General features: G+C 60.7%; 20 protein-coding genes and 2 pseudogenes. 9 read left to right on the plus strand and 13 right to left on the minus strand.

Features of this window, described 5'->3' with window-relative positions; translation table 11 throughout:
- The first annotated feature begins 1 nt into the window (after position 1).
- The 6 genes from BKP54_RS36645 (at position 2) to BKP54_RS21235 (ending at position 6,270) form a co-directional block, all read left to right on the plus strand.
- The gene (locus tag BKP54_RS36645) at positions 2-754 is read left to right on the plus strand and encodes a thiamine pyrophosphate-binding protein (RefSeq protein WP_245317871.1); all 753 of its coding nucleotides are present in this window, start codon (positions 2-4) and stop codon (positions 752-754) included.
- Entirely contained in the window at positions 727-1,827 is a 1,101-nt protein-coding gene (locus BKP54_RS21215) for a thiamine pyrophosphate-binding protein (protein WP_348626752.1), read from the plus strand. Before BKP54_RS36645 ends, BKP54_RS21215 begins: the two co-directional genes overlap by 28 nt.
- A 49-nt stretch (positions 1,828-1,876) precedes the next feature.
- Complete coding sequence (locus tag BKP54_RS21220) at positions 1,877-2,575, plus strand: hypothetical protein (protein ID WP_025430896.1); 699 nt, start codon at positions 1,877-1,879, stop codon at positions 2,573-2,575.
- Positions 2,576-2,645: 70 nt separating this feature from the next.
- A complete protein-coding gene (locus BKP54_RS21225; protein ID WP_025430897.1) occupies positions 2,646-3,890 on the plus strand; it encodes a VOC family protein in 1,245 nt (414 codons plus the stop codon).
- 33 nt (positions 3,891-3,923) lie between these two features.
- The gene (locus tag BKP54_RS21230) at positions 3,924-5,354 is read left to right on the plus strand and encodes an aspartate ammonia-lyase (protein ID WP_245317873.1); all 1,431 of its coding nucleotides are present in this window, start codon (positions 3,924-3,926) and stop codon (positions 5,352-5,354) included.
- 607 nt (positions 5,355-5,961) lie between these two features.
- Positions 5,962-6,270, plus strand: coding sequence for a hypothetical protein (locus tag BKP54_RS21235; RefSeq protein ID WP_084814821.1), 309 nt, complete (start codon positions 5,962-5,964; stop codon positions 6,268-6,270).
- A 229-nt stretch (positions 6,271-6,499) separates the two neighbouring features.
- Here BKP54_RS21235 and BKP54_RS21240 read toward each other — a convergent pair whose 3' ends face one another.
- From BKP54_RS21240 to BKP54_RS21250, 3 genes are all read right to left on the minus strand, one after another.
- The gene (locus BKP54_RS21240) at positions 6,500-7,612 is read right to left on the minus strand and encodes an AI-2E family transporter (protein ID WP_084814822.1); all 1,113 of its coding nucleotides are present in this window, start codon (positions 7,610-7,612) and stop codon (positions 6,500-6,502) included.
- A 605-nt stretch (positions 7,613-8,217) separates the two neighbouring features.
- Entirely contained in the window at positions 8,218-8,571 is a 354-nt protein-coding gene (locus tag BKP54_RS36110) for a hypothetical protein (RefSeq protein ID WP_245317874.1), read from the minus strand.
- Positions 8,572-8,744: 173 nt separating this feature from the next.
- Positions 8,745-9,029 carry a hypothetical protein gene (locus BKP54_RS21250; protein WP_025430901.1) on the minus strand — a complete coding sequence of 95 codons (285 nt, stop codon included), beginning with the start codon at positions 9,027-9,029 and terminating at the stop codon, positions 8,745-8,747.
- Positions 9,030-9,330: 301 nt separating this feature from the next.
- Here BKP54_RS21250 and BKP54_RS37140 point away from each other — a divergent pair.
- Positions 9,331-9,477, plus strand: a pseudogene (locus BKP54_RS37140) (ATP-binding cassette domain-containing protein); the annotation flags it as partial.
- Positions 9,478-9,632: 155 nt separating this feature from the next.
- Here BKP54_RS37140 and BKP54_RS21260 read toward each other — a convergent pair.
- The 9 genes from BKP54_RS21260 to BKP54_RS21300 all read right to left on the minus strand — a co-directional run bounded on the left by BKP54_RS21260 (position 9,633) and on the right by BKP54_RS21300 (position 19,364).
- Positions 9,633-10,397: an SDR family oxidoreductase gene (locus BKP54_RS21260; protein ID WP_081789073.1), complete on the minus strand. Its 765-nt coding sequence runs from the start codon at positions 10,395-10,397 to the stop codon at positions 9,633-9,635.
- Between the two features lie 10 nt (positions 10,398-10,407).
- Positions 10,408-12,114, minus strand: coding sequence for an SMP-30/gluconolactonase/LRE family protein (locus tag BKP54_RS21265; protein ID WP_025430904.1), 1,707 nt, complete (start codon positions 12,112-12,114; stop codon positions 10,408-10,410).
- On the minus strand, positions 12,093-13,073 hold the full coding sequence (locus tag BKP54_RS21270; RefSeq protein WP_025430905.1) for an NAD(P)-dependent oxidoreductase: 981 nt from the start codon (positions 13,071-13,073) through the stop codon (positions 12,093-12,095). The genes BKP54_RS21265 and BKP54_RS21270 overlap by 22 nt, the downstream gene beginning before the upstream one ends.
- Positions 13,070-14,158, minus strand: a complete 1,089-nt coding sequence (locus BKP54_RS21275; RefSeq protein WP_025430906.1) for an ABC transporter ATP-binding protein — start codon at positions 14,156-14,158, stop codon at positions 13,070-13,072. Before BKP54_RS21275 ends, BKP54_RS21270 begins: the two co-directional genes overlap by 4 nt.
- A 1-nt stretch (position 14,159) precedes the next feature.
- On the minus strand, positions 14,160-14,990 hold the full coding sequence (locus tag BKP54_RS21280) for a carbohydrate ABC transporter permease (protein WP_025430907.1): 831 nt from the start codon (positions 14,988-14,990) through the stop codon (positions 14,160-14,162).
- Positions 14,991-14,999: 9 nt separating this feature from the next.
- Positions 15,000-15,905 (minus strand): sugar ABC transporter permease, encoded by a 906-nt coding sequence (locus tag BKP54_RS21285; protein WP_025430908.1) that lies wholly within the window; start codon positions 15,903-15,905, stop codon positions 15,000-15,002.
- 80 nt (positions 15,906-15,985) lie between these two features.
- Positions 15,986-17,251 (minus strand): sugar ABC transporter substrate-binding protein, encoded by a 1,266-nt coding sequence (locus BKP54_RS21290; protein ID WP_084814836.1) that lies wholly within the window; start codon positions 17,249-17,251, stop codon positions 15,986-15,988.
- Between the two features lie 26 nt (positions 17,252-17,277).
- Positions 17,278-18,447 (minus strand): mandelate racemase/muconate lactonizing enzyme family protein, encoded by a 1,170-nt coding sequence (locus tag BKP54_RS21295; protein ID WP_084814825.1) that lies wholly within the window; start codon positions 18,445-18,447, stop codon positions 17,278-17,280.
- On the minus strand, positions 18,444-19,364 hold the full coding sequence (locus BKP54_RS21300; RefSeq protein ID WP_084814826.1) for a dihydrodipicolinate synthase family protein: 921 nt from the start codon (positions 19,362-19,364) through the stop codon (positions 18,444-18,446). Before BKP54_RS21300 ends, BKP54_RS21295 begins: the two co-directional genes overlap by 4 nt.
- Positions 19,365-19,450: 86 nt before the next feature.
- Between BKP54_RS21300 and BKP54_RS21305 the strand changes: the two genes are divergently transcribed.
- Positions 19,451-20,380 (plus strand): 2-dehydro-3-deoxygalactonokinase, encoded by a 930-nt coding sequence (locus BKP54_RS21305; RefSeq protein ID WP_025430912.1) that lies wholly within the window; start codon positions 19,451-19,453, stop codon positions 20,378-20,380.
- Between the two features lie 12 nt (positions 20,381-20,392).
- Positions 20,393-21,262 carry an aldose 1-epimerase family protein gene (locus BKP54_RS21310; protein ID WP_084814827.1) on the plus strand — a complete coding sequence of 290 codons (870 nt, stop codon included), beginning with the start codon at positions 20,393-20,395 and terminating at the stop codon, positions 21,260-21,262.
- Positions 21,263-21,790: 528 nt separating this feature from the next.
- Here the strand turns inward: BKP54_RS21310 and BKP54_RS35260 are convergent.
- Positions 21,791-21,909 (minus strand): annotated as a pseudogene (locus BKP54_RS35260) (IS1595 family transposase); the annotation flags it as partial.

Raw genomic sequence — 21,909 nt, forward strand, 5'->3', positions numbered from 1 at the left:
AATGGACAAAAAAATCGAAGGGGTCGAATCTTCGCGCGAGATGACTGGCGGCCAGATCATTGTTGAGCATCTCATCCGCGAAGGCGTTACACATGTCTTCGGCATCCCGGGCCACGGCGACACGGCGTTGATGGACGCGTTCGTCGACCGCAAGGAGGAGATCAACCTGCTGCCGGCCATGCACGAACAGAACGCCTCGCACATGGCGGACGGCTTCTACCGTTCGTCGGGCAAGGTCGCGGCGGTCGTGACCTCTATCGGCCCCGGCGCAACGAACACCTTGACCGGTATCGCCACGGCCTTCGCCGACTCCCTCCCGCAGCTCGTCATTACGGGTGGCGTTCACACCTACATGATGGGCCGTGGAGTGCTTCAGGAACTTGACCGTCCCCATTCGGACAACTTCCCTCGGATGGCTGAGCCGGTCGTGAAGCGGTGGTTCAACCCGAGCCACGTCGAGCAAATCCCGAACATGATGGAGCAGGCCTTCAACGCCATGCTGGAAGGCCGCATGGGGCCCGTGCTCATCAACGTGCCACAGGACATCCAGGCCGAGACCGGAAACGTGGTCATCACCGACGGCAAGAAGCGCCGGACCGCAGCGCGCACCTATGGCGATCCCGCCTACATCGCCGAGGCGGTCGAGTTGCTTCTGTCGGCCGACCGTCCGGTTATTCTCGCGGGCGGAGGCGTCATTACTGCCGAGCGACCGAAGTCCTGCGCGAAATCGCCGAATTCCTCGGCGCGCCTGTGACGACGTCGTTCATGGGCAAGGGGTCGTTCCCGGAAGACCACGACCTGTTCGCCTGCGCATGCGGTGACCTGGGGTCGATTCCGGGCAATGCGATGACACGCTCGGCGGACGTTCTCCTGGCGATCGGCTGCCGCTTCTCCGACCGCATCACCTCGTCCTACCTGCCGGGAGTGACGTTCGACATCCCGAAGACCAAGCTCATCCAGGTCGATCTGGACGGCTTCGAGATCGGCAAGAACTATCCTGTGGAAGTCGGCATCGTTGGCGACGCCAAGGCGGTGCTGTCCGGAATCCTTGCCGGGCTCAAGGAGAAAGGCAAGCCGCGGGACTACAAGAACAGCGCGCAGTTCAAGGAATTGCTGGAACGCAAGATGGAGTGGGAAGAATTCCTCCGCCCACTTCGCACGGCCAATGTGCAGCCGATGACCGCCTCCCAAGTGCTCGTCGAAGCCCGCAAGGCACTTCCGCGCGATACGATCGTCGTGACCGACAGCTCCAACCCGCAGAACCAGGTCTTCAACGAATTCCCGGTATATGGCCCGCGCCAGCACATAACCCCTGGCGGCATGTCGGGCATCGGTTTCGCCCTGCCGGCGGCCATCGGCGCGAAGCTGGGGAAACCCGAGGCTCCGGTATGCGCGGTTTTCGGCGACGGCGCGTTCCTGCAGACGGGTACCGAGCTGGCCACTGCCGCCATGCTTGGCACCGCGGTCGTCTTTCTGGTGATCAACAACGGCGGTTGGGGCGCGATCCGCAATCTCCAGCTCAACATGTTCGGCGAGGACCGCGAGATCATCACGCAATTCAAGACGCCGGACGGCGAACCTTGGATGGCTGACGCCGCGGGCGTGGCAAAGTCGTTGGGTTGCGAAGCCGAGCGGGTGACCGATCCGGCCGAAATCGGCCCGGCCATTCAGCGAGCTCTCGCGTCCGGCAAGCCCTATCTCATCGACGCGATCTGCGCGATCGAGCGCCCGTACTCCAACATGCACGTGACCGGTTGGTGGGACATCACCGTCCCTGCGTATCTCGGCGATCTGCGCGCCAAGTACGTCAAGGGACGCGGCTTTTGATGAAAGCGGGCCAGCCCACGTGGCTGGCCCCATACCTTAGGGAGGGAAAATGACGCAAGAAAACCGCACCCGGCCTTTGGCTTTCGATGGCACCTTCGTAAAGGCCCAGATGGTGTATGACGCGCGGAACTACACAACCACAGGCGTCGTCACTAACCTATCGGACGAACCCATGTATATCGCCGGCGAGCCGGTCGGCGTCATTCCGCCTTGGCGCTCCGCGATCCTCAAGGACGGGGTTATTACCAAAGGCAAATGTGCCTCCGTTGTCCATGTCCCAGAGGACGTCAACCTTGGCGGCGTCGTTCTGGACGGTTGGCAATGGCTTGGCGACACCGTGCCGGAGTTTCCGAGGCGCACACCCCTCTATATTTCGCCCAAGGACATCGTCGCACAGGTTGAGCTAAATCCCTGGAAGCTTTCCAATAATCCAGAACCCAGGGACGAACTCCAGCAGTTCGACATTCAACTCAATCTCTGGTGGGCTCCTGCGCGCACCGACGCCGTGATTCACAACACGCACTCCTTCATCGAACTGCATACACAGATTTTCGGGCATGGGCGCATCCAGTTGTTCAAGGATCAAGCGGGCACGAATATGTATCGCGAGATAAGCGCCTCGCCGGGGGATACCCACGATCCCATCGTTTGGGTGGTCGACAAGCGCACCTTCGTCTATCCGTGGCACCGAGGCTGGACAGATACAGACTGCGTCTGGATGGCGATCGAATTCCATCCGGCAGCCTGATCGGGGCCCGGTGCAAAACTCGTCGTCCAGAGCAATCCGTCGGACGCTTATCAAAAATGGAGGGCGCCACGTGCCCATATTGGTGCAGCTCTATTCGGCCCGCAACTTCCACTCCCAGATGGAAGCGCTCGACCTGATCGCGGCCGCTGGATACGACGGCGTGGAGGGCTGCTGCTTAAACTTCGATGATCCCGCGGCGTTTCGAAGGGAACTCGATCTGCGCGGCCTGACGATGCCGCAAGCACACGTTCCACTGGAAATGCTGGAGCACGAATTCGACCGGGTGGTCGATCTGACCAAACATCTCAGCATCCATACTCTGATTGCGCCATGGCTGCCCGAGGATGCGCGGCCGACGAGCACGGATGGTTGGCGGGCCCTCGGAGAGCGGCTAGATCGACTCGAAGGCAAGCTTCGTGCGTTTGGCCTCCGGTTCGCTTGGCACAATCACGATTTCGAACTCATCTCCATGCCCGACGGGCGCACGCCCATCGATATCCTTTTAGAAGCCGCGCCGAGCATGGATTGGGAAGCCGATCTGGGTTGGATTCTGCGGGCCGGCCAGGACCCGGTTCGGTGGTTGAGGTCGCACGCCGGGCGGATCGCCGCAGTTCACCTGAAGGACATTCAACCAGACTGCGATCACGCCCCCGAAGAGGGATGGGCCGACCTGGGCTTTGGTGTGAGCGATTGGTCCGAGGTTTTTCGAACGCTCCGCACCTTGCCTCGACTGGCGGCACACGTCGCCGACCACGATGCACCCCTCGATTTTTCCCGCTTCGTGTCGCGTTGGAAGATCGCCCACGATCGCCTGCGCGCGCTTCGGCCCGGCCAGGTCTTCGAGGGCTTTACCCACGTGGCCCTCAAGGTTCACGATCTCGATGCTCAGCTCTCTTTCTACGAGCGCGTAATGGGTTTCCGTGAGATGTTCCGGTTGCCGAATGACGATGGCTCCGTGTTCTTGGTCTATCTCCGCATCAACGATCGCCAATACGTGGAGTTGTTTCCGGACGCGGTCGGTAATGCCGCACCAAGTCCTGATGCACGGGGTTATCAACATATGTGTCTCGAGGTAGCCGATCTCGACGCCACGGTGGAGGTGCTCCGCGCTCGGGGAGCGCGGATGTGTTTGTGGCGCGACGACCTATCCAGAATCTACGAAGTGGACGGAAACGCCATCACATTGGGACGGGACGGCAATCGACAGTCGTGGATCATGGACCCGGAGGGCAACCGCATCGAACTGATGGAGTTGAACTTGGCCGGCATGCAGTACGGGAGCATGGCTGCACGTCTGGCGTCCAGTACGCGATGACAACGACGGGGTTTAACAATGAAGGAGTCAGAAATGTTGTCCTCGGCAGAACCGACGCGACGTGTCCAAGATATGCTCGGCGAAATCGATATTCCCGTCGCAAGCTACTACGGCGCGCAAACGGCCCGTGCGATCTCCAACTTCCAGATATCCGGAATACCCATCGGTCACTATCCCGTCTTCATTCGTGCCATGGCATACGTGAAGAAGGCCGCGGCTCTGGCAAATGTCGAGCTCGGCGATCTCGACAGTAGCAAGGGCTCGGCCATCGTCGCCGCGTGCGACGACATCGCCGACGGCATTCTGGCCGACCAATTCAATGTCGACGTTTTTCAAGGCGGTGCGGGAACCTCCACGAACATGAATCTCAATGAGGTGATCGCCAACCGCGCGCTGGAGCGGCTGGGGCTTCCCAAAAGCCGGTTCGACGTCATTCATCCCAACAACGACGTCAACCTTTCGCAGTCCACCAACGACGTCTATCCAACGGCCATCCGCCTTGCCCTGCTTCTCAGCTACGAAACCCTCGTATCGGCGCTCGACGAGCTTGCGACCGCGTTCGAAATGAAGTCGGCCGAGTTCGCCGACATCTTGAAACTCGGCAGGACGCAGCTACAGGACGCTGTGCCGATGACGCTCGGCCAGGAGTTCAAGGCATTCGCCGTAACGCTGCGCGAAGATATCCAGCGCCTTACCGAGATGTCGTGTCTCTTGAGGGAGGTCAATCTTGGTGGCACCGCGATTGGAACGGGGATCACCGCCGACCCGCGATACGCGGCCTTGGCGGTCGCGAAGCTCCGCGAGGTATCCGGAGTCGATTTGAAATCGGCGTCTGATTTTGTCGAGGCCTGCTGGGACACGGGCGCGTTCGTGCTTTTTTCCGGGACCTTAAAGCGGACGGCCGTCAAGCTTTCGAAGGTATCGAACGATTTGCGATTGCTTTCGTCCGGACCTCGAGGCGGACTAGGCGAAATTCATCTACCGCCGATGCAGGCCGGGTCGTCAATAATGCCGGGAAAGGTCAACCCTGTTATCCCGGAAGTGGTGAACCAGGTTGCCTTCCAGGTCATTGGCTCGGACCTCGTCGTGACACTCGCAGCGGAGGCAGGGCAACTCCAGCTCAACGCTATGGAGCCCGTCATCGTCTTCAACCTGCTGCAATCGATCTCGATCATGGCGAATGCGGTCCGAACGCTCGCTTCCAAATGCGTGGTCGGCATTACGGCGAACGAAGCGCGCTGCCGGGAGCATCTCGAGTCCGGCACCGCTCTCGCGACAGCCCTGACCCCTCTCATCGGCTATGAGAAAGCCGCGGAGATAGCCTCGGAAATCCTCAACAGCTGCCGCCCCATACGGGGGCTGCTAGAGGAAAAAACGACGCTCGCCTCCGATCTCGTCGATCGTGTGCTCGACACCAAGTCGCTCGTCACACCAACTCGGTTCAGGTCGCCCACGGCCGAGTAATAGCCGTGACGCAACAAGACCAATTCCGAGGCCAAAACCCCGTCGCACTCGAGTGCGCTGAAAGATCTTCAGCGGCTTATCATGATAATCGCGGCATTGGCGTCCCGCCCGCCGTAGACTTCATAGCCAGTTCCCGGCGATAATGCGATCTCACCAGCACTTTATGCGTTGGCGAAGCACGGAACATCAACGTCGTCAATGAACGGATTGCGGCGCCACGAGCGGTCATTTCAGCGAAACCCGGAATGCCGCTTGCAATCTGTGATGCAACCACGATTGCTTAGCTCCAGTCGTTGCATCACCGATTAGAGGGCAGATTGCTATGGCGGACGGATGGGAAAAGTCTGTCGCTTTGCGGCCTGACGTGCACATCAGCCCGGCTTGATCCTATCGAGCCGGGCAAGGCTACTGTGGTCTCGGCCGACTCGCACGAGAAGCGGATATGATCATGGGTTATATCCCGAGTGCTCCAGGGCGCGACACTGACGCAGGGGCCAAATCTCGATTGCATTTGGCAGGGAGGAGACCACAGTGGTGTCAGGCAAATTTTCGAGCAGGCCCTAAGCCATAGCTTCCTGCGGATATGCCCCAACCAAAGGAGGACAGAATGTCTTCCAGCGCAGCTTCCCACGCCCCCGCTCCCCTCAATATCGAGATGTTGAAACGGGTGCTCGACACCGCCGGAATGCTCAATGTCAGAAGCGCCTGGCACCAAGCGGAGAGACGCGCCGCAGCTCGATTTCTGATCACGGCATTTCAAGGCGGCGTTCACTCCGAGGCAGCGCTCGTCACCGTTCTGTTGAGCCAGACCGATATGCTCTCCTCGCCTTTTTCGTCGGAAGATTTGGACCGGTGGGAAAACGAAGGTGGCGGCATGGCGTTTGATCGCTCCGCAACCCCCGAAACAATCCATTGACCGGATTGAGCACCAATTCTCGCGACATACATCCGGAAACTCCCAGCCCTCGTCTGCTTCCTGGCGGCTAGCCAATTGCGAGGATCATCGAAACCGGGACAGCCCCTTCAATAGGCTCGGCGCCTGGTTGATGCAGCAAACCTGCTCTTGAGACGATACACAGCAAGGCGTGAAATTCGACAACGTCAAGCGGGGCGTCAACGCCATCGATTTTATCTTAGTTGGCAAGTCAGCCCTTTGGGCCCGCTCCGATGTCCTCGGGCAGTACGGAGCGCGACGCCGATTGCGTCCGCTCTTCGAGTTCAGCTGCGACCCACTCGAGAAACAAATTGTATGCGACGGCCAACAAAGTGGGTCCAAGAAAAAGTCCAATCAACCCAAAGGCCAGCACACCACCAACGAGCCCAAACAAGCCCAGCAACACCGGCAGGTTACTGTTTTGGTTGAGCAGGTACGGGCGAAGAAAGTTGTCAATGCTGCTGACGAGAAGCAGGCCCCAGATGGCGATGAAGATCGCCCAGCCCATGGAACCCTGAGAAAGCAACCAAAGTGCAACAGGCCCCCACACGAAGGGCGGCCCCCCCGGCACAAATGACAGCGTGAAGGTCAGGCAGCCCAACAATAGAGGTTGAGGCACACCGGCAATCCAGAAACCGATGCCGGCCAGCAGGCCCTGCGCAAGTGCGGTTCCGATCATCCCGTAGACGACACCTTTGACGGTCATACCGATGACCGTCAGCAATCTCTTGCCCCGGGGACCGGCAACGCGCTCGCTGATCTGGCGCATGAAGCCGATCATGCGGCGACCGTGCAGGAACAAAAAGAAGGTGATGAATATGCTGAGCGCGAGTTCAAGGAGGACGCCACCGAGGGCGGCTCCGCCTGCAAGAGCAATATCGGTGACAGGGCCTGTTAGTTTCTTGAGTTCGACGATAAATGCTGGTGCATCATGAGCGAGGTTTTCCCAGTAGGCCGCCACGCCTTCGCCGACGATCGGCAGACCTTTAATCCAGTTGGGCGGCGCCGAAGGCCCCTCCTCCAAGACGTGCGTAATTCCCTCGGCCAGATTTTTCATGTCGTCGGCGAGCGCGGTCACAAGGAAGGCAAGCGGTGCAGCCAAAACAAAGATAACCAGCATCGTCATGATTGCTGCGGCAACTGCGCGGTATCCTCCGACCGCACGCTCGCATTGGCGGTAGAGCGGCCACGTCGAGTAACAGATCACCGCAGCCCACAATATGGCCGACAGGAAGGGCCAAAGGACCAGGGCACAAGCAACAACCAGCAGGGCAAGCGTACCGATACCGAGAACAGGCCCTATCCATCTGCGAAGATCTGACATTGCCCGATCCGCCTCTAAGAACGGCCGGAGTATACGCACACGCCGTTGGTTGCACGGCGGTTGCGCTGCCGTTTCGCTTCATCGCCACGCGTCACCCTTAGATCAGTGCCAGCGTTTCGCCGATCGTGCAAACGACGCCCCTGGTGCCGGCAATACGATGGACTGTCTGCACGGGACCGAGTGCATCGCAAACCAGATTTCGCTGCGCCGCTTTTTGAAGCGAGGAGATCTGAGTGGCCGCAACGATGTGCGCTCGCGAACCCGTATCGCGCGATGTTGGGTAATTGCCCCTTCGAGGACCTCCTCGGGATAACCCGATCGGTCCAAGAAGGGCATGGACGAGTGTCCGTCCATTGACGAATGTTCAATACCAGCGCCCGCGACCGTACCAGCCACCGCTGAGCACTAGAACGATGAGAACTATGATGAGGAGTGTGGTGATATCCATTTGGGTCTCCTGGGAGTACCCCCTGGTTATCGTCAATCACGATGATGGACGATGCTGTTTTCGTGCTGTACTCCGACGTAACATAACGCGCCAAACGTGTCTTCGTTCCAGCTCGAATAGAGGGCGGCCAGAAGCCGCCCCTCATCGACTGGGTGCGCTATTTGGCGCGGCGCCAGACACCGTTGACGCCGTCACCCTTAACGTCTCCAGCCTTCTTGTCTTCGGCATAGGTGTAAAGCGGCTTGCCGTCGTAGGCCCACATCTCCTTGCCGGCCGTGTCGTTGACAAGCGACCACTCGCCTACCGCCTTGGATTTTGCTGCGGCGTGGAACGCGGGCCAAATCTTCAGGCAATCGGCGTCGCAGTTCGACTTGCCCTTGCTGTCCTTGTCGAACGTGTAAAGGGTCATGCCAGTTTCCGTGGTCATGACCTTGCCCACCTTCGTATCGACCATCTTGGCTGGTTCAGCGGCAAAGGCGCACCAACTTGACGGTCTCGAAGTGCGCTGCAACTGCTCTCCGGATCCTGGCGAAACCAGACGAGCTGTAGGTCGGCAGGGCAGACTGTCAGACTTTGTTGTCTGCGCGGCCCCTGTAAAAATGGACGAAATCCGCCTGGAGCAGCGCCTCATAGCGGCTGGGCTAGGGAAATAGCCATCACCACCTCTACAGATTGCGGCCCGCATCACGGGCGCGAGACTTTTGCCAACCGTAAGGTTGTCATGAGAACGAGCAAAAGGGCACCCGCGCCGATAACCCACCAGGGCCGTCCCGATCGCTGATGGCGGATGGAGGCAACTACCCGCTCGCGTAGCGCAGCAACCTGTCGACGGAGATCTGCCAGTTCCTGGGTGACGTTCGGCTCAAGCGGCTCGCTGGGGCTATTCGCGATGGCCGCCTCTTCTATCTCTGCTAAGTATTCACGCCACTGCATATCGCTGTCAAAGCCGTGCTTGCGAATATCCGTCATCGACCAGCCTCCTTTTCCGCGCCAAATCAAATCATGATCCCACCGAGGGGGACGGGAATCATCGCGAGGCTAACTCGCTTGAAAGGCCGATGTTCCCTGGACGCTGCATGTTTGAATCGGGCTTATTGAAATAGGCGGCTACTGGATGTTCACGCGGCCCACTCCGCAAGGCGCTGGAGCTCGATTGACCACGTAATCATTAGATCCGCACGAGACGTAAAGACGTTCCCATCGATATGTATGCGATCTCTCGGGCATTATCTCGGCTTGAGCAGGAGATTGCAACGCCCTCAAGGGCACCAGCATCCACGTGGATCGCGGCGAAATCGTCTTCATTGTCGGCCCAAATGGTGCCGGAAAATCAACTCTGCTGAAGACAGTCGCCGGATTGATGGCGCCGACTGCCGACAGCATAACCTTCAATGGCGACGCGATAGCCGGACAGGCCCGAGCAATTACCGGTGAGGTAAAGGCTCGTCCGGAGATAGGTGAAGTCAGCCACCGATTTTTGGTTTGGTCGATCGGCCCCGAACTGACGGTCTAGCACATTCGGCATGATGACGGCACCTCGACGCATCCTAGCCGTCCGGCGGGCGCTTTAACTCAATATCCACCGGAAAGAATGAGTGTCTCGCCGGTTACAAAACTGCACGCCTCAGATGCCAGAAATAGCGCCGCCCCAACCATTTCGTCAGGTCTTCCCGCCCGACCCATCCAGTTCAGCGTGCGGACGTAGTCCGCCCACGCTTCAGGATCCGAGTCACGTCTGTCAGCATTCCTGTCGGTATCGATCAAACCGGGGGCCAGTGTGTTGAGAAGCACACCCCTACCGGCGTAGTCTCGCGCCAGGCTCTGGACGAGATTGTGTTGAGCCGCCTTGGTGGCAGCATAGATCGAGACAATCGCCTTTGGCCGTACTTGATTGATGCTACCGATGTTGACGACGCGACCCCAGCCGCGTTCCGCCATTGACGGAAGCACCGCTTGCAGCATGTCGACAGTTGACCGCAAATTTACATCGATCTGCAGATCAAGGTCATCGGGCTTGACATCCTCAAAGGTGCCATTGATCTGTGCGGACGCGTTGATCACCAAAATATCGAGTGGACCGGCCACAGCCTCGGCGCGTTCTATGAGCGTGCGTCCGGCCCGTTTGGTAGACAGATCACAGTAAACGGAGACGGCCTGCCCCCCGGCCTCCCGAATGGAACCCTCGACGTCGGCAGTTGCACCTTCCCTTTGTCCATGGACAACGACGCGGGCGCCGTAGGCGGCAAACCCTTTTGCGATTGCCGCTCCGATACCGCGGCTGGAACCGGTGACGAGTGCCGTCCGCCCGTTCATCGAGAACATGTCCTGATATGTCATCAAGGTCCCTTCATCCACCAAAGAGGTTTGCGGGTAAGCCACGCACTCCAGGTGTGCATGCGAAAATGCCACCCGATAGCGGTGCTTCCGTGAGCGTCGAAGCGGGCAGGCGCGTGCGGGCGCTCGTTATGAAAAGGGTTGCTAGATCGTCGCCGCCGAAGGCGACACTCGTCGGACGCGGCACCGGCAGGTCCACGACACGATCGATCTTGCCATTGGGATGGTAGCGCACCACGCGCCACCCGTCCCAGATCGCGCACCAGACGCCGCCCTCAGCGTCGACAGTCAGGCCATCGGGCCGGCCTTCGGATTCCGGGATACGGGCGAACACGCGACGATTGCCGATGAGGCCTTCGCCAATGTCGAATTCATACGCGTAGATGATGCCCGGCACCGTATCGACGAAGTAGAAGATCCGGCCGTCGGAGCTCCATGCAAGCCCGTTTGCGACTGTCAAACCGGCGGCGGCCCGGTGAACCTCGCCGCTGCCGGAAATCCGGTAGAGGTTCCCGGTCGGCCGGCTGACATCGAGGCGCATGGAGCCGACCCAAAGCCGCCCGCGCGCGTCGGTCTTTGCGTCGTTCAGGCGGTTTTCCGGCATGCCCGGCTCGGGTTCGGCAAAGGGGGTGAAGGTGCCGCGGTCGAAATCCAGAAACTCCACCCCGTCCTGGGATGCAACGACGAGCCTTCCATCGGCGGCGGGCAGCACGGCGCTGACAAGTTTGGAGACGTTGCAGGTCTCGTTCTTGCCGGTCACCGGGTCGAAGCGGTGGACGGCGGGATGAAGGATATCGACCCAGTACAGCCGCTTTTCCCGATCGATCCAGACGGGTGCCTCGCCCAGCTGGGCCCCCCACGGCAGCACGCAGTGCACAAAATTAGATGTCGACGTCCGCTCCCGCGGCCGCGGGCCCGAACTGATCGCGACCGTTCCCGCCGTTCCGGTGATGCGGCGGGCGGAGGCGATGAGCTCCCGGCCCACCGGGTGAATTCCGGAACTGTCGAGGCGCGAGGCCGGGGCGAGGACGACGAGGGCACCGATCGGTACGCCGTCCCGCCCGGCGATCGGCGCAGCAACGGAATTCACACCGACCAGATGCTCCTCGTAGGAGACGGCATATCCCCGTGCCCGCGTCAGCACCAGATCCGCCTCGAGCGACTGCGCATCGGTTATCGTTTTCGGGGTGAAGCGATCGTAGGAGAGCTGCGCCATCAGGCTGCGTGCAAATGTCGGCTCCTGGAATGCCAGGAGTGCCTTGCCCGCCGCCGAGCAATGGATCGCAACCCTGCGCCCGACTTCGATCAGGACGCCAAGTCCGCCGCTCGACCGCTCCTCCAGATAGACGACGCGCGAGCCATCGAGACGGCACAGCGCGACGGTTTCTCCCAGATCGACGGACAGCCGTTGGAGCTCAGGCAGAGCGGCGCTCAACAGGTCGAACTTGTCCCAGACGCGATGGGACAGTTCGAGAAAGCGGTTGCCCAACAGATAGGCACCGCTTTCATCATCCTGGCGAACCAGGCGATAGACCATCAGGGTTTTGAGCATACGCGCCAGGGTCGGCTTCGGGACGCCGCTCTGCCTTTGCAGATCGGCGAACCGAAGCGGCTTCGTGGCTTCCGCGATGAGGTCGAGCAGGGCGAGGCCCTTGGCGAGCGCCGCAGCGCCCGCAGGTGCCCCGCGATCCTCTAGGCCTACGCTGGCATTTTCTTCCATGCTTCTACCGCCTCATCTAGCATCCGCATGATCGGCCATTGCGGCGCGAAGCCAAGCGTGTCGCGTATATGCTGGTTGGAGGTGTGATACCACACACCGGGGCCGGGCAGGTCCACGGTGACGAGTGGCAAACCGGTCCTTTGCGCCATTACCGGTAGAACGTCAGCAAAGTCAACGGGATCACTGGAGCCGAGGTTGAACGTGCCGCCGGGCGCCTTGTCATGCGTCAACGCCAGTAGAACGCCCTGGGCCATGTCGCGCGTGTCCGTGATGTGCATGCGGAAGGGGCGCCCGTTTTCGTTCCGAGACAGGATCAACGCGGGGCGGCCGGGGTCCGCTGCCCGCAGCACCTCGGCTGCCGCCCTGTTGCCGAAACCTTCTTGCTGCCGGATCTTCGGCTGCAGGAAGAAGCGCGGACCTGAAAAGAAACTCGTCGCATCCAGCAGTTCGGAGGCGTTCTGCGTGTGCGAGAAACGCAGGATCACGGTTTCCATGGACGAGACACGACCTTGAAACCGCACCAGTTCCTCGCCGAGCAGCTTGGTTAGCCCGTAGTGCGACAACGGGTTTGTGCCATGCGCCTCCGTTATCGGCTGGAACTCCGGCTTGTTTTCCGGATAAACCTCGCCGGAACTCGCGAAGACGAACCGGCCGACCTTTTCAGCCACTGCTGCTTCCAGCACGACCCGCGTGCCCTCCACATTGGCGCGGGACAGCTTCTCCCGGTCACCCGGCAACCACGACATGAAGGCGCCGAGGTGCAGGACGGCGTCCATGTCCGCGCAAGCGCGGCGCGCCGCTTCTTCGTCGTCGAAGGCTCCCACCACTTCGTCAAAGCCGTCCTGCTCGATGCCGGCGGGTCGCAGATCGAACCCCCTGATGCGATGGCCGGCGGCCAGCAAATCCCGTATGACGAACGATCCGACTCTGCCCGCCGAGCCTGTTACAAGCACTCTCATCTGTCGATTGCCTCTTCAGTTTGTGCGTCAAAGATGTGGATGTGAGAGGGGTCGAAGGACAGCGAGAGCTCTTCGCCCTCCCGGATCGTGCCGGAATAGGGAACGCGGGCGATCAGCCCCTTACCGCGCTCGTCCTCACGGCCCTGGTGGAAGGCGTACTGGCCTGGTTCGAAGTAGACGTATTTTTCGGAACCCAAGCTTTCGACGAGCACCGGCTTCACCTGGAAGGTGACGCCGCCCTGCCCCAGCGAGAGGTGCTCAGGACGAATGCCGACAATCACCTCCCCGTTAGCGACCCCCGGCCGAGCGGCGAAGGTCTGCCCGAACAGCTCGATGTGTCCGCCCGTGATGCGAGTTCGAAGGAAATTCATGCCCGGGGAGCCGATGAAACTGGCGACGAAGAGATTTGTCGGCTTCTGAAACAGCGTATCCGGGTCGGCGATCTGCTGGACGAGGCCGTCGCGCATGATGACCACCCGATCCGCCATCGTCATCGCTTCGATCTGGTCATGAGTGACGTAGACGGTGGTGACCCCAATGCGCTTGTGGAGCGCGCTGATTTCGGCGCGGGTGTGAACACGCAGCTTGGCATCGAGGTTCGACAGCGGTTCGTCCATCAGAAAGGCGCGGGGTTCGCGCACAATGGCGCGCCCGAGTGCCACGCGCTGCCGCTGGCCGCCCGACAGGGCTTTCGGCCGGCGATCAAGCAGATGGTCGACCGCGAGGATTCGAGCTGCCTCCTGCACGCGCTTGTCGATCTCGGTCTTTGCCATGCCGCGCATCTTGAGGCCGAAGCCGATGTTCTGTCCGACGGTCAGATGCGGATAGAGCGCGTAGTTCTGGAAGACCATGGCGATATCGCGGTCGCCCGGTGCGAGATCGGTGACATCCCTGTCACCGATCAGGATCTTGCCTCCGCTTGCAGCCTCGAGCCCCGCGAGAATCTTGAGCATAGTCGACTTGCCGCAGCCGGACGGGCCGACCAGCACAACGAATTCGCCGTCCGTGATCTCGAGCGAGAATTCTTTCAATACGTTGAGCGCGCCGTAGCTCTTGTGCACGCCTTGAATGCTTATTCCAGCCATTTCACTTCTCCGCGCCAGCGGTGAGTCCACCGACTAAGTAACGTTCGAGGAACAGGTAGATGACGACGATCGGCAGGGCCACGAACACGGCGGCGGCCGATATTTCGTTCCAATCCGTGACGTATTCGCCCTTCATCGTGGTGATGCCGAGATTGGCCGTCCAGTTGCCCTGAGCGTTGGTCAGGAACGTCCGCGCGTAGGCGTAATCCGCCCAGGAAAGAACGAAGGCGTAGAGAGCCGTCGCCGCCAGGCCCGGTGTTGCCACGGGAAGCACGACCCGGAACAACGCGCCGAGCGGCGAGCAGCCGTCGACCATGGCGGCCTGCTCCAGTTCGCGCGGAATGGTGTCGAAATAGCCTTTCAGCATCCATGTGGTGAAGGGGATGATGAGCGTCGAATGTGCCAGAACCAGCGACCAAAGGCTGCCGATCAGCCCCATCGACCGGAAGATCCCGAACAGCGGTATCACGAGAAGCGTTGCAGGAAGCATCTTCGCCGTGAGGATGAACAAGCCGAGGGGCCGGCTGCCCTTCACGCTGAAGCGCGAAAGACTGTAGCCAGCAAAGACCGACACGATCATCGACAGCGCTACGGAGCCGGCGGCCGCCAGCGTCGAGTTCATCAGCCACAAGAGGATCGGTCGCTCTGAGGCCACCTTGGTGAACGTGCTCCACTGCGGCTCGGCCGGCCAGAAAGACGGGGGCAACGCCCGAATTTCGGAAAGCGTCGACAAGGCGGTGACGAAGAGCCAGTAGATCGGAAAAAGCAGAATCCCACAGACGGCGATTACACCGGCATAGAGAGCAAGGGATTGTAGCCCTGTGCGTTTCATGATGGCCCCCTAGTACATTGCTTGCGATTTGCGGCCGAGCATCAGTAGGCTGACCACAACGCAAAGGATGAGCGTCACGATGCCGATGGCCGATGCGTAACCCATATTGAAGAAACCGAAGGCCTGGTCGTACGTCATGATCGACAGGGTCGTCGTGGACTTCAGAGGTCCGCCATCCGTGAGCACCTTGATGATGGAGAAGTCGCGAAACACCCACAGCACGACCAGCACAAGCGTCACGCCCAGTACCGGCATGAGCACGGGGACGGTGATGTAGCGGAAGCGCTGGAAGGCGTTGGCTCCGTCGACCTTCGCGGCATTGTAGAAGTCGTCCGGTATAGACTGAAGACCGGCGAGCGTCATGATCGAGACGAACGGATAGCCCTTCCAGATCATCGTGACGGCGACGACCCAGAAGGCTGCCGTCGGATCAGAGAACCAGTTGATCATGCCGCTGGTCAGGCCGAGCTTGATGAGGAGCCAGTTCATCAGGCCGAAGGAGGAATCGAAGATCCAGGAAAAGATGACGACCGCGATGACCTCGGGAACCGCCCAGGGCAAGGCGACGAAGAGCCTCGCAAGGCTGCGTCCCCTGAAGCGATTGTTGACCAGTAGGGCTGTTGCAAGCCCCACGGCAAAGCAGGCGACCGTCACCACGACAACGAGCTTGATCGTCACCCAGCAGGCGGTCCAGAACTCCGGCGATGTGAACAGCTTCTCGTAGTTCTGAAGGGTAAACGGCTTTCGCGGCGCGCTGAGCGTCGCCATCCCGACTTTCTGAAACGACAGATCCAGGGAGACGAACAGGGGATAGATGATAATCAGCGCGACCAGTGCGACGGCCGGCAGCAGCAGCAGATAGCCGAGATAATGCTGACGGCTGGGCCTTGCCAGGTCTAGGAAGCGTAGGCTCATGGCGTTGCTTTCAGGTTGGGAGCGCCAAGCGCCGTTAGGCGCCTGAACGTTCGTGTGTCTCTAGGGCGAGGAGGCTCGCGCTAGTTGAGCGCTTCGGCTTTTTCCTGCATCGTTTTCGCAACGACAGCCGGATCGAGATCCTCGATGATCATCCGCTGCGCCTCTTCCTGGACCATCTTCGAGAACTCGTTGAACTGGACCTCGAGGCCGACAGGAATGCGGTCGATCCGGTTCTTGGCCGCAGCCCGCTGCGATTCAAGCATGAGTTCGAAGTGTGGCAGCTTGGCTTTCGCCTCCGTCAGATCAGCATTCGGATCCGGCGGCGTCGAGGCGGCCATCGTCGCGAAACTCGCCTGGAATTTGTGCGACGTCGCTATGGCTATGAAGTCCCAGACCAGCTGCTTCTTCTCGTCCTGGATTTCGCTCGGCATCGCCAGGACGTTCGAGGAGCCGCCGAGAGGCGGATCGAAGGGCACGCTAGCGAGCTTCAGTTTATCCTTCGCTGTCCCGTCCTGCATGATCTGGTAGATCCAGGGGCCGTCGATCTTGAGTGCTATCTTGCCGTCCGCGAAGAGTTTGCGCACCTCGCCGGCGGAAAGGTCTCGCGGTGTCAGGTTTTCCGTCACGACCGTTTTCCAGCGCTTGAGGCCTTCGACCATCTCGGGCGTGTCGATCGTGACGTTGCCTTCGGCATCTGTGAAACGTGCGCCGGTATCGAAGAGGTAGCTGGCCATTTCCGCCAGGTACTGGCCGCTGCCGCCTCTCGTCTCGTGGCCGGTACCGAACTGGTCGAGAATGCCGTCGCCGTTGAGGTCCTTGGTGGTGGCGCGTGCAGCGGCGAGGAACTCTTCGTAGCTCTTCGGTACCGCCACGCCCGCTTGCTTGAGCATGTCTTCGTTGTATCCGAAGATAACGCCGTAATAGAGCATCATGACGCAGACGGTCGTGCCCTGGAACTGGCAGGTGTTCTGCCCACTCCAGCCGTTCAGATCGAGACCGGCCTTCTCGATCCAGGGGCCAAGATCCTCCAGCCAGCCGTTGTTCGCGAAGGTCTGGAACTCGAACGAGGCGAGATGGACGATGTCCGGCGGCGTTCCGCCGGCAAACAGGGTTGTCATCGTATCGGCATAGGCATTTCGCTCCACCTTCGTCCATTCGATGGTGTCACCCGGATGCTTCGCCTCCCATTCCTTGATGACGGTGCCCCACCAGTCCCCGACACCTCGTTCGTCTTTCTGCCAGGAGACGAACTTGAGCGTTTCAGCGCCGGCCGTCTGGGGCAGCGCAAATCCGGCCAGCAGGCCTGCAACGGTCGCCGCAGCGATCCGGTTCTTGATCCTCTTCATCATTCCTCCACTCCTCCGTTGTTCATTCACTGCTTCTTCAGAAGCGACAAAGCCTCTCGTGAGAGCTCCACCCCGAGGCCGGCTCCCGTCGGCAGGACGTATTGTCCCGCTACGCAATCCATGTCCGTTTCGAGCAGCCGGCGATTGGGCTCGAAGATCGAATGCTGAAATTCGTGACAATCCACCATTGCAAGCGCAGCACTCGCCTGAAGGCTTGCCGCCAGGAAGATGCCGGCGCCGATGGTCGCATGCGGAATAACCTTGATGTGATGGGCCTGGGCGTATTGTCCGATGCGCATGAACTCGGTCACACCCTTGTGCCCCATCTCGGGCTGGACGATTGCCATCGCCCGGACAGCAACCCTCGGCACCATGTCATGGACCGTCCGCCATTCCTCACCGACGGCGATGGCGCTTGCGACGGCATTTGCCACGCGCGCCAGACCATCGATGTCCTCCGTGCGAACCGGCGCCTCAGCAAACCAGAGACCATGGGGCTCCATTGCCTTGATCAGCGCGATCGCCTCGCTGGCCGTATGCGTCCAGTGCATATCGCAGGCGATACGCGCTGATGGCCCCAGCCGCGCTCTCAGCGTCTCGATTTCGCGGGCGACGCCGTCGTCGGCCACCGGTGCTGCAAACTTGAAGGACGAAAACCCCTTCTCGCGCCAATGAAGCGCCAGCTCGGCGCGCTTTTCGCGCGTGTCTTCCGGCAATCCGGAGACATAGGCGTCGATGCGCTCGCGGCGCTGGCCGCCGAGCAGTTTGCAGAGCGGCAGTTGCGCGAGCTTGCCCGCCAGATCCCAAAGCGCGATGTCGACGGCCGCCAGCGCATCCAGGTAGAAGCCGCCGGTATAACCGCGCACCCGCATGAGGTCATAGAGGTCATCGTGAATTGCGGCAGCGTCGAAGACATCCCGGCCGATCGTGAAGTCTGCCAGGAGATCGTCGATAATCTCCATCGTCGCCTTCGGGGCGACGAGCCCGTAGGTTTCCCCCCAGCCGACTGCGCCATTCACGGTTTCGATGCGCACCAGGACGCTGCGATCGAAGACGGGATACACCGTCCTGTTGCCCTTGCGCACGAGATAACCACGTGCGCTCGGCTCCTCTCCGCTACGCGCCTTTCCAAGGTACGGGCGGTCGCGCGGAATGGTCAGCGTGAAGGTTTCGACAGACTTGACCCGATCGCTCATGTGTTTTCTCCCTCGCCGGGGCGTCCCAGCCCACATTCCGCATAGGATGCGTCGATGTCTCGAAGGGCAAGTGCGTCGATTTCAGGGGTCGGCGCGCGCACGATGCGGTTGTCCGCGACACCACGCAGCATCAGGATATGCTTGGTCAGCCGCATACGGTAGACGGCCTGCAGAACAAGAAGCGGCAGCGAACGGATATAGAGGGCACGGGCTTCGCTTTTCCGGCCGCCGCGGAAAGCGCGATCGAGCGACACATGCAGGTCCGCGATTTCCAGCGCCGGCATGGCCGCACAGGCGCCCCGCTCGTATTCGTCGAGAATGTAGCGGGCACCGCCCCCGCCGATGACCCCGCGCAGGTGCTCCGGCGCCTCGGCGAGGATGGCCGTGATTGCCGGACCCGCCGGCAGCGTCTCTTCCTTCACGTAACGCACCGACGGAACCGAGCGGACGACATGAACGACGGCTTCCGGCGAGAGGTCGGATCCGCGTGGCGCCGGGGCATTCTGAAGGATGATCTCAGCGTTCGGCACCTGGGCTGCGACCGCGCCGAGAAATGCCGCGACGGCCTCGGCACCCGCGCCGATCGACTTCGGCGGCTGGATCATCAGCAAATCGATGCCGAGGGCCGCCGCCTGGTGCGCATGGGCGACGACCTCCGCCACGGAGCCCCCGCTTGCGCCGGCGACGACGGGTATCCGGCCGGCGACCTCATCCACGACGGCTGCCAGGAGGGCTGCCCGCTCACCTGCACTCAACGCCTCGACCTCGCTTGCAAAGCCCGGAAAGACGACGCCGTCGACACCCCCCTTCAAAGCAAATCGTACAAGCCGACGCATCGCATCAAGATCGACGCCATCGTCGGCGAAAGGTGTGGGCAGTACCGGCAATATTCCACTCAGTTGCATCTTTAGGTCCATATTGTGAGACTTGTAATTTGCATTGTGGACCTTATGCGAAAATGTTAAGCCGTGTCAATCGGCAATGAAGTAGGAAGGATTTTGCTGTGAGTGATCAGACATACCGGCCCACGGTCGTCCTCGATTGGGGCACGACGGGATTTTCCGCCGCCCTGCTCGACGAGAGCGGCGACGTCAGCGAGGTGAAGACGGGCGATTTGGGAATTCAATCGGTCCCGAATGGCGAGCATGAAAAGGTTCTGACCGGTGAGCTCGCAGATTGGCGCGCGCGGTGCGGCGGACTGTCGATCATCGCGTCGGGAATGATCGGTAGTCGCAACGGATGGATCGAGATGCCCTATGTGCCGACACCGGCCAGCGCCGCGGACCTGGCCGCGGCCGCACGGACGATCGAACTGCCGCATGGCGACACACTCACCCTGCTGCCCGGCCTGACCGACCGCACGGCCTATCCCCATTCTGACGTCATGCGAGGCGAGGAGACGCAGCTGGCTGGTTTTGGACTGGACCGCGACATCGTCGTCGTCCTGCCCGGCACACACACCAAATGGGCGGAGCTGCACGGCGGCCAAATTCACCGGTTCCGCACCTTCGTCACTAGTGAGGTGTTCAACACGGTCGCCCACCATTCCTTTCTGATGAAAGCGGCAAAGGGAGAGGCGAGCGCGACCGGGCCGGCATTTCTTGATGGCGTGAAGCTCGCGATGGACGACAGCGGCAGAGCCGGCGGACTGCTGACCCGTCTGTTTTCATTGCGCACGGCCTGGCTTGCCGGGGAGCTGGAGCTGCAGGACATGCGGAGCCGCCTCTGGGGACTAGTCGTCGGCTGGGAATTCAGGGAAGCGCGCGAACAGAACTGGTTTTCCCCCGGCGACCCTATCGCGGTCGTCGGCGATGACCATCTGGTCGATGTCTACGAGGTGGTTGTCGAAGCCTTCGGCGCCAGGCTCGTCTCTGCCGGCAGGGACATGGCCATCAAGGGTGCGCAGGCAATCTTCCAACACGCGGCGTCTTGAGGAGGCGAATCAATGGATGACACCGTCACCATCACTTCTGGCGCCACGCGGGCGGAAATCGCGCTCCTCGGCGCGGAACTGCTGTCCCTGCGCCTCGGCGGGCATGAACTGTTGTGGGAGGCGGACGCGGCCTCCTGGAGCGGCACGAGCCCGATCCTTTTCCCCGTCATCGGCCGCGTGAACGGTGGGGTCGTGCGGATTGCCGGGAAGCCATATCCCATGCCGCCGCACGGTTTCGCCAGACAGGCAAAGTTTACAGTCGAGAAACGGGCATCTGACCAGATCGTCCTCGTGACGGCGGAGAATGACGAGAGCCTGCGATCCTATCCCTTCCGCTTCGTTCTGAAGGTCACTTATTTCCTGGCGGCTGGCGGTCTTCAGATCACGTTCGACGTGATCAACACGGGAGAAGATGCAATACCATACGCAATCGGGTTCCACCCGGGTTTCCGATGGCCCTTCGCGCAGGGTGACAAAGACGGCTACAGCCTGGCCCTGCCCGCGAGGGAGAAGGTGTCTGGTTCGAGGCTGACCTCGGCCGGACTGATGGACCCCGCTCGTTACGAGGTCCCCCTAGCGGACGGTCGCCTGGCGCTCACCGAAGAGCTTTTCTGTGCTGGGGCCCTGTGCCTGCTCGATCTGGATTGCACATCGGCCTCCTATGTTTCGCCCAATGGATCATCCATCGAACTTTCCTGGCAAAACTTCTCGCATCTGGCCCTCTGGGCCAAGACCGGTGCGCCATTTCTCTGCATCGAACCCTGGACTGGCTACAGCGACCCGCTCGAATTCGACAAGGACATGTTCGAGAAACCAGCGATGCATTTCCTGGAGCCCGCGGCACAACGGCAGCACAGCATCAGCGTCCAATTTTCATCATGAGCAAGCGGTCCCGAAAGGGGGCCTTTGCAACATCAGGCCATCAGACAAAATACTGACGGGTAACTGATTCCCATTGTTGCTGCGGGCAGTCAACATTGACTTCTCGGATGAAGGCTCTCGAAAATGAGCCCGCCGCCAAACGTGGCAGTGGGCTCCAACGCCTGAGATCGCTGAACTGTTTGAGAAAATTCCAGAGGGAACGACTGGCATCGAGCCACTCAAAAGTGGTCGACGGCGACCGGCGACGAGGAGCGCCAGATGACCTCCTTTTAGGCGCTGCCGCTCGACTGTTAGGATTCGCAAAGGGACCTCGAACGAGGCGGGAACATCCACAGGACGAAACGAGGAGACCTACTCCAGGATTAATCCACCGGGAGGAGGAACAATTAGTGATTGCCTCATAACCGCGCACACCTGGACGCCGCTCGCCGATATCGCGAACATTCTGATGGGTCGGCGAGCGCCAAGTTGTTTTCGACGATCAGTCTCTCCATCCGAATGCAGTTGCAGTCGATTACACGGCCCTTATCAACCAAAGACAGCAACTGCTGATTTGACGATGATCCCACCATCCGGACTTCTGCGCAGTTGACGGCCGGTCGCGGCGCGAAAGATTTGCAGCAATTGCAGCGCCGGCGGCACTCGCG

The organism is Ensifer sp. 1H6 (assembly GCF_001976035.1).
Classification (GTDB): domain Bacteria; phylum Pseudomonadota; class Alphaproteobacteria; order Rhizobiales; family Rhizobiaceae; genus Ensifer; species Ensifer canadensis.

Coding starts and splice junctions, on each gene's coding strand:
- BKP54_RS21265 (WP_025430904.1), bottom strand. CDS start 12,114: ATGGAAGAAAATGCCAGCGTAGGCCTAGAGGATCGCGGGGCACCTGCG.
- BKP54_RS21220 (WP_025430896.1), top strand. CDS start 1,877: ATGACGCAAGAAAACCGCACCCGGCCTTTGGCTTTCGATGGCACCTTC.
- BKP54_RS21275 (WP_025430906.1), bottom strand. CDS start 14,158: ATGGCTGGAATAAGCATTCAAGGCGTGCACAAGAGCTACGGCGCGCTC.
- BKP54_RS21270 (WP_025430905.1), bottom strand. CDS start 13,073: ATGAGAGTGCTTGTAACAGGCTCGGCGGGCAGAGTCGGATCGTTCGTC.
- BKP54_RS21295 (WP_084814825.1), bottom strand. CDS start 18,447: ATGAGCGATCGGGTCAAGTCTGTCGAAACCTTCACGCTGACCATTCCG.
- BKP54_RS21230 (WP_245317873.1), top strand. CDS start 3,924: ATGTTGTCCTCGGCAGAACCGACGCGACGTGTCCAAGATATGCTCGGC.
- BKP54_RS21285 (WP_025430908.1), bottom strand. CDS start 15,905: ATGAGCCTACGCTTCCTAGACCTGGCAAGGCCCAGCCGTCAGCATTAT.
- BKP54_RS21280 (WP_025430907.1), bottom strand. CDS start 14,990: ATGAAACGCACAGGGCTACAATCCCTTGCTCTCTATGCCGGTGTAATC.
- BKP54_RS21300 (WP_084814826.1), bottom strand. CDS start 19,364: ATGGACCTAAAGATGCAACTGAGTGGAATATTGCCGGTACTGCCCACA.
- BKP54_RS21240 (WP_084814822.1), bottom strand. CDS start 7,612: ATGTCAGATCTTCGCAGATGGATAGGGCCTGTTCTCGGTATCGGTACG.
- BKP54_RS21250 (WP_025430901.1), bottom strand. CDS start 9,029: ATGACGGATATTCGCAAGCACGGCTTTGACAGCGATATGCAGTGGCGT.
- BKP54_RS36645 (WP_245317871.1), top strand. CDS start 2: ATGGACAAAAAAATCGAAGGGGTCGAATCTTCGCGCGAGATGACTGGC.
- BKP54_RS21310 (WP_084814827.1), top strand. CDS start 20,393: ATGGATGACACCGTCACCATCACTTCTGGCGCCACGCGGGCGGAAATC.
- BKP54_RS21235 (WP_084814821.1), top strand. CDS start 5,962: ATGTCTTCCAGCGCAGCTTCCCACGCCCCCGCTCCCCTCAATATCGAG.
- BKP54_RS21290 (WP_084814836.1), bottom strand. CDS start 17,251: ATGAAGAGGATCAAGAACCGGATCGCTGCGGCGACCGTTGCAGGCCTG.
- BKP54_RS21260 (WP_081789073.1), bottom strand. CDS start 10,397: ATGACATATCAGGACATGTTCTCGATGAACGGGCGGACGGCACTCGTC.